11 protein-coding genes and 1 pseudogene are annotated in these 15,079 nt (G+C 67.9%); 2 read left to right on the top strand and 10 right to left on the bottom strand.

Going from position 1 to position 15,079, the window contains the following annotated elements:
- Positions 1–46 precede the first annotated feature (46 nt).
- From T333_RS19800 to T333_RS19770, 7 genes and pseudogenes are all read right to left on the bottom strand, one after another.
- Positions 47–454: a GlcG/HbpS family heme-binding protein gene (locus T333_RS19800; protein ID WP_496425401.1), complete on the bottom strand. Its 408-nt coding sequence runs from the start codon at positions 452–454 to the stop codon at positions 47–49.
- A 120-nt stretch (positions 455–574) separates the two neighbouring features.
- Positions 575–1,603, bottom strand: coding sequence for a methyltransferase (locus T333_RS19795; RefSeq protein ID WP_496425400.1), 1,029 nt, complete (start codon positions 1,601–1,603; stop codon positions 575–577).
- A gap of 188 nt (positions 1,604–1,791) precedes the next feature.
- A pseudogene (locus T333_RS19790) lies at positions 1,792–1,998 on the bottom strand (mycothiol transferase); the annotation flags it as partial.
- 13 nt (positions 1,999–2,011) lie between these two features.
- Positions 2,012–3,718, bottom strand: a complete 1,707-nt coding sequence (gene ilvD / locus T333_RS19785) for a dihydroxy-acid dehydratase (RefSeq protein WP_355003193.1) — start codon at positions 3,716–3,718, stop codon at positions 2,012–2,014.
- A 59-nt stretch (positions 3,719–3,777) separates the two neighbouring features.
- On the bottom strand, positions 3,778–4,077 hold the full coding sequence (locus T333_RS19780) for a hypothetical protein (RefSeq protein WP_496425399.1): 300 nt from the start codon (positions 4,075–4,077) through the stop codon (positions 3,778–3,780).
- A 102-nt stretch (positions 4,078–4,179) separates the two neighbouring features.
- Positions 4,180–6,531 carry an arylsulfatase gene (locus T333_RS19775; RefSeq protein WP_496425398.1) on the bottom strand — a complete coding sequence of 784 codons (2,352 nt, stop codon included), beginning with the start codon at positions 6,529–6,531 and terminating at the stop codon, positions 4,180–4,182.
- Between the two features lie 447 nt (positions 6,532–6,978).
- Positions 6,979–8,853, bottom strand: coding sequence for a hypothetical protein (locus T333_RS19770; protein WP_496425397.1), 1,875 nt, complete (start codon positions 8,851–8,853; stop codon positions 6,979–6,981).
- 319 nt (positions 8,854–9,172) lie between these two features.
- On the opposite strand from T333_RS19770, the gene T333_RS19765 reads away from it, so the two are divergent.
- Positions 9,173–10,084 (top strand): cutinase family protein, encoded by a 912-nt coding sequence (locus T333_RS19765; protein ID WP_355003189.1) that lies wholly within the window; start codon positions 9,173–9,175, stop codon positions 10,082–10,084.
- 228 nt (positions 10,085–10,312) lie between these two features.
- Entirely contained in the window at positions 10,313–11,167 is an 855-nt protein-coding gene (locus T333_RS19760) for a class II glutamine amidotransferase (protein WP_355003188.1), read from the top strand.
- 84 nt (positions 11,168–11,251) lie between these two features.
- On the opposite strand, the gene T333_RS19755 is transcribed toward T333_RS19760, so the two are convergent.
- Genes T333_RS19755 through T333_RS19745 form a run of 3 tightly spaced genes read right to left on the bottom strand, consistent with a single transcriptional unit; the run spans position 11,252 to position 14,852 of the window.
- On the bottom strand, positions 11,252–13,345 hold the full coding sequence (locus T333_RS19755) for a xanthine dehydrogenase family protein molybdopterin-binding subunit (protein WP_496425396.1): 2,094 nt from the start codon (positions 13,343–13,345) through the stop codon (positions 11,252–11,254).
- Entirely contained in the window at positions 13,342–14,334 is a 993-nt protein-coding gene (locus tag T333_RS19750) for an FAD binding domain-containing protein (RefSeq protein ID WP_496425395.1), read from the bottom strand. Before T333_RS19750 ends, T333_RS19755 begins: the two co-directional genes overlap by 4 nt.
- On the bottom strand, positions 14,331–14,852 hold the full coding sequence (locus T333_RS19745) for a 2Fe-2S iron-sulfur cluster-binding protein (RefSeq protein WP_496425394.1): 522 nt from the start codon (positions 14,850–14,852) through the stop codon (positions 14,331–14,333). The genes T333_RS19750 and T333_RS19745 overlap by 4 nt, the downstream gene beginning before the upstream one ends.
- Positions 14,853–15,079: the final 227 nt, after the last annotated feature.

Below are 15,079 nucleotides of genomic sequence, written 5' to 3'. Positions count from 1 at the left end.
TACGATGGGACGGCAACACCGCTCGACGTGGTGTGTCAGTGAATGGTCAATCCACCTGGGCGACAGCAGCTGTGCCGATCTTGTGGTCTGTGATCGAGGAGGCCGCACCGGATACACCCAGCGCGCCGATGATCGCGCCGCCGACCCGGATGATCACGCCACCACCATTGGGTACCAGCGAGTGTGCACCCGATTGCCGCGGGCCGCCAACGATCGGCTGTCCCTGAGACGCGGCAGTGGTCATGTGCACGGTGTCGAATCCCAGAGCAACGGCAGTATCTGCCTTGCGTTTTGCGAGTTCGGCCGTATACGAGGCCGCACCGTCCATACGCGCAAAGGCCACCAGTTCGCCCCCGGCCTCCACGACCGCAAGCGAGACGACCTCCCCCAGCTCGGCTGCCACCTTACGAGCGGCCGAGATCACTGCCCCGGCCTGATGCAGCGAAATACCCATGAGCCCATCCTCCCGCACCCACAGCATCGATAGGCTTGCCGCTGGCAGCGTGCCTTCGAGTGACGCCATCACATTGTCGTAGCCGCGCCGGCGAAAGGTGGCGCTGCAGACGAGCGTGGCTCATTGAAACTGATGCGACGGTACGAATAGCTCGGGCCCGAACCGGAATTCGAGAAGGCAGCGTTGGTCGGTCAGGTCGGTCACGGTGTCGAGGACCAGTCCGTGCGGGGCGGCGAGCGTGCGGAATTCGTCGATGCGCCGTTCGCGACCGCCGTAGATCGCGAGCATGGACAGGTCCATCTCGGTGCTGGCTCGCCGTCCTCCTACTGGTTCTATGACGAGGATGCGGCCGGTCGGGTGGGCAGCTTCGACGCAACGGGCGAGAATGCGGTGGGCGTGCTCGTCGTCCCAGTCGTGGAGGATGTCGGACAGCAAGTACGCGTCCGCCCCTGCCGGAAGAGTGTCGAAGAAGCTGCCCGCCGTCACTTCGGTCCGGTCGTCGAGGTCGTGAGCGCGGAAGGTTTGGCGGGCCTCGGTCGCGGTGGGTGTGAGATCGACGAGATGGCCGTGCATCCGTGAATGGGCTTTCAGGATCGCGGCGAGCAGGGTTCCTCGGCCGCCACCGACATCGACGATCGTGGTGAATCGGGACCACTCGAAACCGGCGACGAGTCGCGGGATCTGCTCTCGGAAGCGCAGGGTCATCTGCCGGTCGAACGACGCACGGAGGGAGGGGTTTTCGGCTAGGTCGGCCCAGAAGTCCTGTCCGTAGCGGCGTGGGTAGGCCGCTTGGCCGGTGGTGATGCTGTGGGCGAGTTCGATGATGGCCAGTTCGGCGCGACCGGCGGCGGAATCCAGGCGCAGCAGGATGTTGGTGAAGCCGTTGCCCGCGTCGGCGCACAGGTTCGCTCCGAACTCGGTGGTGCGGTAGCCGGTGGCTGTCCGTTCCACGACCCCGAGTGTGGTGAGGTGGCCCAGCAGCAGATCGAGCGCGACCGGTGCAACGTCGAGTTCGACCGCGAGTTCAGCGGCGTCGGCACCGTTGCCGACGAGCCGGTCCGGCAGCCCCAGGGTCACCGCGACCCGCAGAGCCATCGGCGTCGCCAGACTCGCCATGCGACGGAGCGCATCGGCATCGTCATGTCCCATGAGGAGGCACTGTGGCATGCCGAAGTGGTCCGGGGCCAACGAATTCGGCGTGGACTCGTTCGCTGCGCCAGGTGACGGCCTCACGCACCGGCGCCTTGGCGGTCCGAACTGTTCGCCGGGTGGACGAGCCGAGCGTGGTATGTCGCCGGGAGGCGGCCGCGGGCTGACCCGCGACCGCCCGTTTTCTTCTAGCTCGACTTCTGCCCGTCCAGCGTTTCGCGCAAGATGTCCGCGTGCCCGGCATGCTGGGCGGTCTCGGCGATGACGTGCAGAAGTACCCGGCGCACGCTCCGCGTGGCGCCCGGCTCGTGCCACGGCGCCTCGGGCAGGGGGTGCGTCGCCGACAGGTCGGGCACGGAGGCGATGATTTCCGCGCTACAGGCTGCGACTCGTTCGTCGCGCGCGTTGTCAATCGCAGACAGCGCCGCCGGACGCCGAGCCGACCAGCTTCGTGTACTTGGCCAGCACACCGCGGGTGTAGCGGGGCGGCAAGGGTTTCCAGCCCTCGCGGCGTTGCACGAGTTCGCTTTCGTCGACCATCACATCGAGCTTGCCCGCGGCGACGTCGAGGCGGATGCGGTCGCCGTCGCGCACGAACGCGATCGGGCCGCCGTCGACGGCTTCCGGGGCGACGTGCCCGACGCACAATCCGGTGGTGCCGCCGGAGAACCGTCCGTCGGTGAGCAGCAGCACGTCCTTGCCCAGGCCCGCGCCCTTGATGGCCGCGGTGATGGCCAGCATCTCGCGCATCCCCGGACCGCCCTTCGGGCCCTCGTACCGGATGACGACCACGTCGCCCGCGGTGATCGTGCCGTCCTCGAGTGCGTCCATCGCGGCGCGCTCGCGGTCGAAAACCCTTGCCGTGCCGGTGAATACATCGGAGTCGAAGCCCGCCGACTTGACCACGGCGCCCTCCGGCGCGAGGGTCCCGGTGAGGATGGTGATACCGCCGGTGGGATGGATCGGCGAGGCCATCGCGCGGATCACCTTGCCGTCGGGGTCGGGTGGGGTGATCTCGGCCAGGTTCTCGGCCACCGTCCGGCCCGTCACGGTCAGGCAGTCGCCGTTCAGCAAACCGGCGTCGAGCAGCGCCTTCATCATCACCGGCACGCCACCGATGCGGTCCACGTCGGTCATCACGTGCTTGCCGAAGGGTTTGACGTCGGCCAGGTGCGGCACCCGGCGACCGATCCGCGCGAAATCGTCCAGCGACAGGTCGACGTTCGCCTCGTGCGCGATGGCGAGCAGGTGCAGCACGGCGTTGGTCGAGCCGCCGAAAGCCATGACGACCGCGATCGCGTTCTCGAACGCGGGTTTGGTCAGGATGTCGGAGGCGGTGATGCCCTGGCGGATCAACTCCACCACCGCCTCGCCGCTGCGCCGGGCGTAACCGTCGCGGCGGCGGTCTGTCGCGGGCGGCGCGGCACTCCCCGGCAGCGACATGCCGAGCGCCTCGGCCGCGCTGGCCATGGTGTTGGCGGTGTACATACCGCCGCAGGCGCCTTCACCCGGACAGATGGCCCGCTCGATGGCGTCGACGTCCTCGCGGCTCATCAGCCCGCGCGCGCAGGCGCCGACCGCTTCGAACGCGTCGATGATCGTCACCTCGCGCTCGCTGCCGTCGGAGAGTTTCGCGATGCCGGGCAGGATCGAACCGGCGTACAGGAACACGCTGGACAGATTCAGCCTGGCCGCCGCCATCAGCATCCCCGGCAGCGACTTGTCGCAGCCCGCGAGCAGCACCGAGCCGTCGAGCCGCTCGGCTTGCATCACCGTCTCGACGCTGTCGGCGATCACCTCCCGGGAGACCAGGGAGAAATGCATTCCCTCGTGTCCCATGGAAATGCCGTCGGACACCGAGATGGTGCCGAACTGCATCGGGTAACCGCCACCGGAGAAGACACCGTCTTTGCATCCCTGGGCGAGCCGGTCCAGCGACAGATTGCACGGCGTGATCTCGTTCCACGACGAGGCCACGCCGATCTGCGGTTTCTCCCAGTCCGCATCCCCCATGCCGACCGCACGCAACATCCCGCGCGCGGCGGCCCTCTCCAGTCCGTCGGTGACGTCGCGGCTACGCGGCTTGAGATCGGAGACCTTCTGATTCTCGGACACGATTCCCCATCATCCTCGCTCCACCCCGATTACGCCGCCGACCACGCCGAATGCTTCGCCTACCTCGGCCAGAAGACGTGATCATCTCGCACGACGAGCGGTTCCGAGTTCTCGTCCTCATACCCCCGCAGTCGACCGAGCTCGACGGAACCATCGAGTCGGACCATGCCGAAGTCCACCCGCCGGTACAGCCAGCGCATCAGCTCGCCGATCTCCGGAAACATTTCGGGATGCACTTCCTGCCGTGCCTCGAGACGCCAACCGGTCGGCGTTCGCTCGAGGCTCGCGGTCAGCATTCCGCCGGTTCCACACGCGGGCCCGCGCTGGTCGAGCAGCGGTTGCGGATCCAGCTCGACCAACTGCCCTTCATCGTCCTCGATCAGCCAGTGGCTACCGCTCTCGATCCGAAGGCCGGATTCCGGTAGTTCACCGAGCCCCAGATGCCAACGCAGCTCGGCCCCTCAATCCCGTGAGAACGCCGCTGCCGCGGCGATTGCCAAATCCTGGTATGGCTTTCCGCTCACGTCGGCGACCACCTGGTGTGCGGTTCCGCCGGTGAGGGGGAACGGTGCGGGGTAGCGGGTGGAGACGGATTGGCCGTTGTCGCGGCCGACGCAAACTCCCTCGCCCACACCGGAGAACGTCACCGGCTGGGTGCGCATGTCGCCGAGGGAGCCGACCGGGGTCTCGTCGATGTACAGCACGGCCTCGCCGGTGGGGGTGAAGTTGTCGGGGCGGGTTCCGTGGCGTTCGTAGCGGATTCCGAGGATGTGGTCGCCGAGTGGTACCGGACGATCGGAGACGATCATCTGTTCCTCCTCGCCGAGGAAGTTGTAGATGTAGTACAGGTGCTCGTCTTCGATGAACAGGGTGTGCCCGCCGAGCCGTCCACCGTGGGCGAACAACACGCCCTTCGCGTCCGGCCTTTCGATCGTCGTCTCGGCGAGCAGGGCGAAGGATCGGCCCCGAATCTCCAGTGCCGCACCGGGTCCCACTTCAGCGCCGCCGGGATAGTAGACCGACCTGTCGCGCTTGGCGGCGTACGTCGGGCGGTATCGGGTCATGGCCGAGACGATGTCGAGGTCGTTGAGCGGCAATCCCTGGTACTTCTCCGCCTCCGAGAACCACAGCGCCTTCAGCTCTTCCAGCTTCTCGGGATAACTGTCGGCGAGATCGTGCACCTGGCTGCGGTCGTGCTCGAGATCGAACAGTTCCCAGCGGTCCTGGTCGAAATGTCCCCAGCCGGAGGGGCATGCCGCGTGGATGGCGTCGGCGAACCACCCGCGATGCCAGATCCCGCGCGTCCCCAACATCGAATAGAACTGCGTGTGTTTGCCGGTATCCGCGTTCGCGTCGTCGAGCAGTGCGCGAAAAGTGCTGCCCTCCAACGGTCGCTGCGGCACATGCTTCACGATGTCCGGCGGCGCGATGCCGATCAGGTCGTAGATGGTCGGGGTGACGTCACAGACGTTGACGTACTGGTGGCGCAACTCACCACGGGCCGACATCCCGGCGGGCCACGACACCACGCACGGATCGGCGATGCCGCCTTCGTGCGAGGCATACCGCTTGTACAGCTTGTACGGGGTGTTGAACGCCATCGCCCAACCGATGCTGTAGTGGTTGTAGGTGCTCGGCGAACCGAGTTCGTCGAGCTTGGCCAAGTTCTCCTCGATCGTGTCGAGGTAGCCGTTGAAGAATTTCATCTCGTTGGACGTGCCGTTCGGACCGCCTTCGCCGCTGGCGCCGTTGTCCGAGAACGCGACGATGATCGTGTTGTCCAATTGGCCGCTCTCCTCGAGATAGTCCAGCAGCCTGCCGATTTGCGCGTCGGTGTAGGACAGGAATCCGGCGAACACCTCCGCCTGCCGACGGAACAGCCGCTTCTCGTCCTCCGACAACGAATCCCACGGCCGTACCGTGTCCAGCATGGGCCACGGCTTGCCGTCCGCGCTGGTGGCGTGCGCGTAGGGATTGACGGGCGAGAGCTCGGTGCCTTCCGGCAGCAGACCCATGCGCTTCTGATTCTCCAGCACGACCTCGCGGTACTTCTCGTAGCCCATGTCGAAACGTCCGCGGTATCTGTCGGCCCACTCCCGCGGCACGTGATGCGGCGCATGCCCGCAGCCGGGACACAGATAAAGGAACCACGGCTTGTCGGGGGCGATCACTTTCGCGTCCCGGATGAACTCGATCGACTTGTCCGCCAGGTCTTTCGACAGGTGATACCCGTCCTCGGGTGAATACGGCGGCGCGACTTGGTGATTGTCGTACACCAGATTCGGATACCACTGATCCGCCTCACCGCCGAGGAATCCGTAGAACCGCTCGAACCCACGTCCCAGCGGCCAATGCCGTTTCGACGCGGCCAAATTCTCTTCCTCCAGCGGCGTCATATGCCACTTGCCCACCGCGTACGTATTCCACCCGCGCTCGGACAGCGCCTCCGACAGCAGGGCGGTGTCGGCGGGTATCCGTCCGCACATATTGGGGAAGCCGTCGCTGATCTCCTCGATGGTCGCCATGCCGACCGAGGTCGCGTTCCGTCCGGTCAACAGCGCGGCGCGGGTGGGTGAGCACAGGGCGGTGGTGTGGAACTGCGTCAGCCGCACGCCGCGCTCGGCGATGCGGGACATGGTCGGCATCTCGACCAGACCGCCGTAGCAGTCCCAGGTCCCGATGCCGATGTCGTCCCACACCAAGTACAGCACGTTCGGCGCGTTTTTCGGGGCCGTCGGCTCCGCGTACGGTCCCCAGTCGGGCACCGAATCGCGGATATCGAATTCGACGCGTCCCTCGAACTTTTCGGCCATCGGCCACCTCCACAACAGAGCTGTTGAATGGCCCGTCCGCCCGTGGCCGGTGACCGATCCGGGGACACACGAGCCTTATGTGGTTGCCCGCCACGCGTTTTCAGAAATCTGCGGAATCCCGGGGGGGCCACGGCGCTGCGACCCTTGGCCACTACGACGACCACGCGGCGAATCACCGTGCCGGAACGGCAACTGACCGGTGCGAGATCATCAGGCGTCGACTTCCGTCCGCGGCACGGCTTTTCGAACGGGTCCGAACGCGCGCGCGGACGAACGAGGACAGACCCCTTCGGCGCCGCGGCAAGCGTCCCGCTCAGTTTACCGCTGGCCACCGGCGCGATCGACAGAACTTCGGAGATTCGCAGCGAATTCTTCCTGTCGAATGGCCGAAGCAAGCTAAAAGTTCAAGCAACTTCGTGCGAGTCAGCGGGGAGACCACCCGAGTACTCAGCGGTCGTAGGAGGCGACGCCGACCGGACCCACACCGACACACAACGTGAGACCCGTTGTGTAGGAACCGATTCGAAGGAAGGATCCGCCACCGACCACCCGCACGTACACCGTGTGCGTCCCGGAGCGGACCGGGACGACGACCGGCCGCCCGCGCTCGAGGCCGACCGTGAGCTGCCCGTCCCGATCGGCGACGTAGTTCAGCTGGGCGGTCCAGTTGTTGTCGAGCATCGGCCCGTCCAGCGGAACCGCGACCGGTGTCGGACCCGCGATCCGGTGGTCGCAGCCGGGATCGGGACCAGGGCGGATGTGCCGGTTCCACCAGACGACGGCGTCTACGATCTCGCCCGTGTCGGTGATCATGCGCAACCGTGGCGTCGAGTCGGCGAACGCGCTGGGCGGCGCGACCGGTGCGAGCACGTTCTCGGCGAGGTTTTGCGGATAGGCGTAGGGCGCCAGGACCGCCCACGGCACTTCCTGTTCCAGCAGCGGCGCGTCCTGTTCGCCGAGCGCGGCCGTGACGTTGGTGAGGTAGGTGCGGGTCGGGCCGATCGCCCACGCGCGTGCGAAGGTCCACGAGGACCACAGGCTGCTCACCACGAACGCCGCCGTGAGCCCCACCAGGGCGGGCGCGACGAACCGCCGCCTGCCCAGCCGCGCCCACAGCTCGGATTCGCGGGGACGTGCCCGAAGCACCAGCGCACCGGCGAGCGCCATCAGCACCGCGACGTCGGCCAGGTACCGGAGGGATTGCATGATCTCGGTGGCGGTGTGCGGTCCACTGCGAATCAGCGCGAGCGGCAGCTGCGCCACCACGACGTAGACCGCGACCGTCACCAAGACCGCCGTCACCCGCCGACGCAGGAAGACGGCGGCCACAGCGAGCAGACCGAGCACCACCCAAGCGAAAGCGACCGCCCAGTCCGGCGGCGCTGCCCACGGCGTGGCGGGCAACCACCGTTCCCACACCCACGGCCCGCCCGACAACGCGGGCACGACACCCAGCGACGTGGCGGTGCGCAGCAGCTCCCCGACATCGTGCCCGTTGCCGTGCACGGCGGCGACGTCGACGACGCTGAGATAGACGCCGAGCCACGCCACCAGAGCCACACCGCAACCCACCCACAGCATCGCCCCGCGACGGGCGACCGTCCGGATGACACCGGTGTGACCGTCCACGTGGTGCGTCGAGGCGGCGGCCGCGAACGCCACGAACGGAACGACTACCGACTTCTCGAAGGACAGCAGCGCCAGGACCAAGACGACGATCCCGGACACCGCGTACCGGCGCCGCCCGGTCCGCACCAGCAACACCGCGTCACCGATCACCCAGGCGAGGGCGAACTGCAACGGCAGCGCGTTCAACGCCGCCGCCCACCACGCGAACGCGGGCAGCGTCAGCGGACACACCAGGTAGAGCACGAGCGGCACCAGCATCGCCCGGCGTCTGCCCAGCACGACGATCAGCATGCGCAGCACCGCGAGCGAGGCCGCGAGTTGCAGCAGGACCAGCGAGATCACCGGACCCGCCCAGTCCAGCGGCGCCGCCCTGGTCACGAGCCACGCCGCGCCGAAGGCCAGCGGCATGAAATGACCGTCGTGGTCGTAGAGCAGCAGGTCCGTGGACAACAACTCGTAGCGACCGGCGCGCCCGACCAGAACGAGGTCGTCCCAATAGAAATAGCCGCGACCGGCGATCCAACCGCGCAGCGCCACCTGCGCCACGACGAGACAGCAGGCCAGGAGGACAACGGCGCGCGGAGTGGACGAGGCCAGCGCCGCGCGTGCCCGCCGCGACCACCCGCCGACCGGCGGCAAGCCGCGCGCGGAGACGACCGGCGCCGGACGCTCGCCGATACGCACGTCGGTCATCGCGGGCACTCCTGTTCGCGATCGTGTCAGCCGGGCGTGGTCCGAGGATCGCTGTGGTGGATCCCCGCGCCCAGTCTGCCCGAAACCTCACCGTGCCGGAGCACCGCCGACCGCCGGTGGGCACCGCCGCTCAGGCGCTCGAACCGACACGGGTGGAGCAATCCTCGAGCATCACCGTGCACAAACGAAACTTTCCGCCACAATATTGTCTGTCCCCCCGGACGATTTCCGACGCACTCGTGCCTACCTGAAAGACATCGACACCGGCGCTCGCCCGAGAGCCGTCGTCCTCGCCCACAGCGAACACACGGAGTACGCGATGTTTACTCGATGGACGAACACAGCCGCCTGCGCGGTGGCGACCCTCGCCGCAGTCCTGTCACCCGCCGCCGCTTCCACCCCCGCACACGCCAGCCCACCGCACTGCCCCGACGTCCACGTCGTGGCGGTTCCGGGGACCTGGGAGACCTCGAAAACCGAACCGGGCAAGGGGATGTTGGCCGCCGTCGCCGACGACCTGCCCGGCGACGTCTGGACCGACTACGTCGCCTACACCGCGACCGCGTTCCCTTGGGAAGGCGAGGTGTACGGCCGGTCCAAGCGCGAAGCCATCGACACCGCCCGCGCGCTCATCGCGGACACGGCCCAGCGCTGCGCGACGACGCGATTCGCGTTGCTCGGCTACAGCCAAGGCGCGGACGCCGCGGGCGATCTCGCCGCCGAGATCGGCACCGGGCTGGGCGTGGTCTCGCCCGACCGGGTCGGACTGGTCGGTCTGATCGCCGACCCGCGCCGCTCCCCCACCGACACCCTGATCGGCCCGCCGGTGCCGGGCGCGGGAGCGGGCGGCCCGCGCCTGGGTGGATTCGGCTGGCTGAGCCCGCACACCTTCACGTTCTGCGTCCCCGGCGACCTGTACTGCGCTACCCCGGACGGTGACTACGCCGCCCGGATCGCCGGATTCTTCGCGCAGGTCTCCAACCCGGACCCCGCCCTGTTCGACAAGTATCAGCAGCAGGCGGGCGAGCTCATCAACGACGCCATGGCCGCGGGAGGCTTCGGACTCCTGCACGACCAGCTCAACAATTCCGCCTACGAGGAGCGCAAGAAGCAGATCGATGACTTCCTGGCCTCCGGCGCCCACCAGAGCTACCCGTCCTACCGGATCGCCGGGGGCGCGACCCCGCTCACCTGGTTGCGTCAACGGCTGGTCGGACTCGCTCAGCGTTGATCGGCGCTCGCGGTAACCGTCGGGCTCGAGTGCTGAATCGCCAGATTCGGGGAGGCGTCCCGCCGATTTTCGGCGGACCGGTATAACGGCGACGCGCGCCGGAATCGATAGGATTCCGGCGCGCGTCGGCGTTTCCGCGGACCTTTGCCGAGTCCCCGGTCCGCGGAGTGAACGCGCGATAGGCTCGGCAAGATCATTCGGTGCGACCGGCGCAGGGGTGATGCCACTATGTGTCGACTCTTCGGACTGACCGCCGCTCCGCGACGAGTCAAAGCAAGCTTCTGGCTACTGGACGCGGCCGACAGCCTGGACCGCCAGAGCGAGGCGAATCCCGACGGAACCGGGCTCGGCACCTTCGACACCGCGGGGCGGCCGCTGGTCGAGAAACAGCCGCTTGCCGCCTACGAGGACCGGCAGTTCGCCGTGGAAGCCAAGCACCGCGAGTCGGCCACATTCCTCGCCCACATCCGGCACGCCTCTACCGGCGACCTCAGCACGAAGAACACCCACCCCTTCACCCAGGACGGGCGAATCTTCGCGCACAACGGCGTCATCGAGGAACTTCCCCGCCTCGACGAGGAACTCGGCCGATACCGCGAACTGGTCGAGGGCGACACCGATTCGGAACGTTTCTTCGCCCTGATCACCAAACACATCGACGCCCACAACGGGGATGTCACCGCGGGCATCACCGCGGCGACGCACTGGATCGCCGACCGGTTGCCGATCTTTGCGATCAACATGCTGCTCACCACCGCCACCGAGCTGTGGGCGCTCCGTTACCCCGCCACCCACGACCTCTACGTGTTGGACCGCGAACCCGGCGAACACCTCGAACACAGCGGCACCGCGGGCACCGTCCGAGTCCGATCGACCGACCCGGCCCGCGTCCCCACCGTCGTCGTGGCCAGCGAGGAGATGGACGACGACCCCGACTGGAACCTCCTCCCCTCCGGCGAACTCCTCCACATCGACCACAACCTCCAGATCCACCGCACCCTCATCCTCGACCGTCCCCCCTCCCACCCCTTGTCTCTCTCCGACCTCAGCGCCGACGCCGCCGCCTCCCAACAACACCGCTGACCCCGACACCACTCGATCTCTTCCAACAGCCGCATGCAAAAGCGCCCAACGCCTGGGTTGTCCGAGTTGGGCTTTCGATGATGGTCAGCCCAAGAGCTTGTCGGGGGTGATCGGGAGGTCGCGGACGCGCACGCCGGTGGCGTGGTAGACGGCGTTGGCGACGGCGGCCGCGGCGCCGACTATTCCGATCTCACCGGCGCCCCTGGAGCCCATGGGGTTGGCGTGTTCGTCGACTTCGTCGAGCCAGATCGCATCGATGTCACGGACGTCGGCGTGGGCGCTGATGTGATAGGTGGCGAGGTCTTGGGTGACGACGTGGCCGAAGCGGTGGTCGCGCACACTTTCCTCGTGCAGCGCCATCGACAAGCCCATGGTCATTCCGCCGATCAGCTGGGAGCGCAGGGTGCGGGCGTTGATGGCGCGGCCGATCGAGAAGACGCCGAGCATTCGGGGGACGCGGATTTCGCCGGTGTCCCGATCGACGGCGACTTCGACGAAGTGGGCGCCGAAGGAATGCATGGCGAACTTGTCGGCGTCGGGATTCTCCGGCATTTCCGTAGTGGCTTGCGCTCCGGCGGAAGGCTTTTCGCCGTGTTCCTCGCGAAAGGCGCGCGCCGCGGCGACGATCGCCGTGCCCCATGAGCTGATGCCCGACGACCCACCGGCGACCGAGGCGGCGGGCAGGTCGGTGTCGCCGATCTGGAGATCGACCGTCGCGGTATCGCAGCCGAGCGCGTCGGCGGCGATCTGGGTCAGCGCGGTCCAGGTGCCGGTGCCGAGGTCGGCCGCGCCGATCTGGACCGTATACCGGCCGTCGGAGCAGTAGACGATGCGGGCGACGTTGCCCGGCATGGACGAGGCGGGGTAGGTCGCGGCGGCGACGCCGGTACCGAGTAACCACTCGCCCTGCCGACGGCTTCGAAGCGCCGGATCGCGTTCGGCCCAGCCGAACCGTTCTGCGCCGGTGCGCAGACATTCGATCAGATGCCGCCCCGACCACGGATTGCCCGACGCGGGTTCGGAATCGGGTTCGTTGCGCACGCGCAATTCGATCGGGTCGATGCCGCAGGCGGCCGCGAGTTCGTCCATCGCGACCTCCGCGGCGAACATCCCGGGACACTCGCCGGGCGCGCGCATCCAGAACGGCACCGGAACGTCCAGCGGCGCAAGGCGATGCGAGGTCCGGCGGTTCGGCGCGGCGTACATCATTCGCGACACCAGCGCGGTCTGCTCTGCGAATTCCTTGACCTTCGAGGTCAATTCGACGACTTCGTGCGACAGCGCCGTCACTGTGCCGTCGCGGTCGGCGCCGAGCCTGATCCGCTGGATCGTCGGGGTGCGGTAGCCGACGAGGGCGAACATCTGCTGACGGGTGACGGCGAACTTCACCGGGCGGCCACCGCTGCGCTGCGCGGCCATGACGGCGAGCACATTGTGGGCGTGCGGGGCGCCCTTCGAACCGAACCCGCCGCCGACGTGCGGAGCGATGACCCGCAATTGTTCGGGCTCGAGGCCGAACAACGGCGCGAGCGTCTTGCGCACCGGGTGCACGCCCTGTGTCGAGTCGTAGAGCGTCACTCGGGTGCGCCCCGAGGTCTCGTCCCACAGCGCGATGGACGCGTGCGGTTCCATCGGATTGTTGTGTTCGATCGGGGTGGTGTAGGTCTGGTCGACCGTCACCGCGGCGGCGGCCAGCGCGGCGTCGACGTCGCCATCGTCGGTATCGGCGGGCTCGGTCTCGAGCAGCTTCTCCGGCGCGTACAGCTCGGGGTGGTCTGTGCGCAGCTCGGTGTCGTGCGGCTCGGTTCGATAGTCGACGCGCACCGAATCGGCGGCCTGCCGGGCGATTTCGGCCGACTCCGCGACGACAGCGCCGATCAGCTGTCCGCGGAAGTGCACCCGATCGTCTTGCAGGATGCTCAGTTCGCCGTCCGAGGTATCCGCGAGCTTCGGAGCGTCGAAGACGGTCAACACGGTGACCACACCGTCCAGCGTCTCGGCGGCGGAGGTGTCCATCGCGACGACCCGCCCGTGCGCGATGGTCGCCTGAATGGGATGTAGATAGGTGGGTCGCTCCACTCGGTGCTCGAATGCGTAAGGCGCCGTGCCGGTCACCTTCGCGGGACCGTCGAGCCGAGTGAGCGGCGCACCCATCGATTTCGCTGGAATCAGTGTCATCGCCGCGCCTCTTCGGTGAGGGTGCGCAAGGTCGCGACCAGAGTTCGTTGGGCCAGTTCGACTTTGAACTCGTTGCCGTCGAGCGGCCGTGCCTGCGCCAGTTCGGCCTGTGCCGCGCGGCCGAACGACTCGACGTCCGCCTCGGCGCCTTCCAGCGCCGCTTCCGCCTGCCTGGCCCGCCACGGCTTGTGCGCGACGCCACCGAGAGCTATTCGCGCGGAAGCGATCCCGCCGGATTCGAGGACGATCTCGGCGGCGACCGAAACGAGCGCGAAGGCGTAGGAGGCGCGATCGCGCACCTTGCGGTAGGTCGAGCGCGCACCGGAAGGCGGTGCGGGCAGCTCGACAGCGGTGATCAGTTGCCCGTGACTCAGCACGGTGTCCAGATCGGGCCGATCGCCCGGCAGGCGATAGAAATCCGCGACCGGGATCCGTTTCGTTCCGTCGACGTCCTGCACCACCACGCGGGCGTCGAGCATGGTCATGGCCACCGCCATATCCGACGGGTGCGTCGCCACGCACTGCTGTGAGGCGCCGAGAATGGCGTGGTAGCGGACGTATCCGCCGATCGCCGAACATCCGGCGCCCGGTTCACGTTTGTTGCACGGCGTGGTGACGTCCTGAAAGTACGGACAACGAGTGCGCTGCAACAGATTTCCCGCCGTGGTCGCCAAGTTGCGCAACTGCCCGGACGCGCCGGCGAGCAGCGCCCTGGACAGCGCGGGATAGCGAGTGCGCACGAGCGGGTGCGCGGCGAGATCGCTGTTGCGCACGGCCGCGCCGATCCGCAGACCGCCGTCAGCGGTCTCCTCGACCTCGGCGAGCGGGAGCCTGCTGACGTCCACCAGCAGGCGCGGCTCGCGCACGCCCAGCTTCATGTGATCGACGAGGTTCGTCCCGCCGCCCAGGTACGCGGCATCCGGGCGAGCCGACACCGTCGCCACGGCATCCTCGGCGGTGGCGGCGCGGCGGTACTCGAACGGGATCACGGCGCCGCCGCCGCTTGGATCGCGGCGAGGATGTTGGGGTAGGCGGCGCAGCGGCAGAGGTTGCCGCTCATCCGTTCCCTGATCTCGTCGTCGGTCAGTTCCGGCTCCGCGGTGAGATCGGCGGTGACGTGGCTGGGGTGACCGGCCTTCGCTTCGTCGAGCATCCCGACGGCGGAACACACCTGCCCCGGCGTGCAGTAGCCGCACTGGAACCCGTCGCGATCCAGGAACGCTTCCTGCATCGGGTGCAGCTCGTCGCCCTCGCCCAGCCCAGCCGCGGTGACGATATCGGCGCCGTCCTGGGCGACGGCGAAGGTGAGGCAGGTGGTGGCTCGGCGACCGTCCAGCAGCACGGTGCACGACCCGCACTGTCCGTGATCGCAACCTTTCTTCGGCGACGTCACGCCGAGCTGCTCGCGCAGCGCGTCGAGCAGCGTGGTGCGGTTGTCGACCCGAAGGGACCGCTGTTCACCATCGACGCGGAGGGTGATGCCGGTCCGGGTGTTCGAGGCATCCATCTTCGCCGCGTACCCCGCACCGAGCGGGCGAATCCTCCGGCGCCGAATCCGTGGCGATCCGGGAGCTACCGATGGACGCCGGCGAGGTCCGGAAGTCCGCCGGCGGTCTCCTCCGCGGGTGCGGAAGTGCAGGGCTCGCGCCGGGTCGATTGATGGACGGTTGACCGAACAAGCGGAGGTCAACGCGCGCGCCTGGTCCACTGGCAGTCGCATGGGATCTGCCCGAG

Source organism: Nocardia sp. CNS-044 (genome assembly GCF_059570515.1).
This window is presented reverse-complemented; position numbering and strand designations above follow the sequence as displayed.

What these genes read in the sequence shown, in the direction of transcription:
- T333_RS19800 (WP_496425401.1), bottom strand. Translation starts at nt 454, where the DNA reads ATGGGTATTTCGCTGCATCAGGCCGGGGCAGTGATCTCGGCCGCTCGT.
- T333_RS19795 (WP_496425400.1), bottom strand. Translation starts at nt 1,603, where the DNA reads ATGGGACATGACGATGCCGATGCGCTCCGTCGCATGGCGAGTCTGGCG.
- T333_RS19775 (WP_496425398.1), bottom strand. Translation starts at nt 6,531, where the DNA reads ATGGCCGAAAAGTTCGAGGGACGCGTCGAATTCGATATCCGCGATTCG.
- T333_RS19770 (WP_496425397.1), bottom strand. Translation starts at nt 8,853, where the DNA reads ATGACCGACGTGCGTATCGGCGAGCGTCCGGCGCCGGTCGTCTCCGCG.
- T333_RS19765 (WP_355003189.1), top strand. Translation starts at nt 9,173, where the DNA reads ATGTTTACTCGATGGACGAACACAGCCGCCTGCGCGGTGGCGACCCTC.
- T333_RS19760 (WP_355003188.1), top strand. Translation starts at nt 10,313, where the DNA reads ATGTGTCGACTCTTCGGACTGACCGCCGCTCCGCGACGAGTCAAAGCA.
- T333_RS19755 (WP_496425396.1), bottom strand. Translation starts at nt 13,345, where the DNA reads ATGACACTGATTCCAGCGAAATCGATGGGTGCGCCGCTCACTCGGCTC.
- T333_RS19745 (WP_496425394.1), bottom strand. Translation starts at nt 14,852, where the DNA reads ATGGATGCCTCGAACACCCGGACCGGCATCACCCTCCGCGTCGATGGT.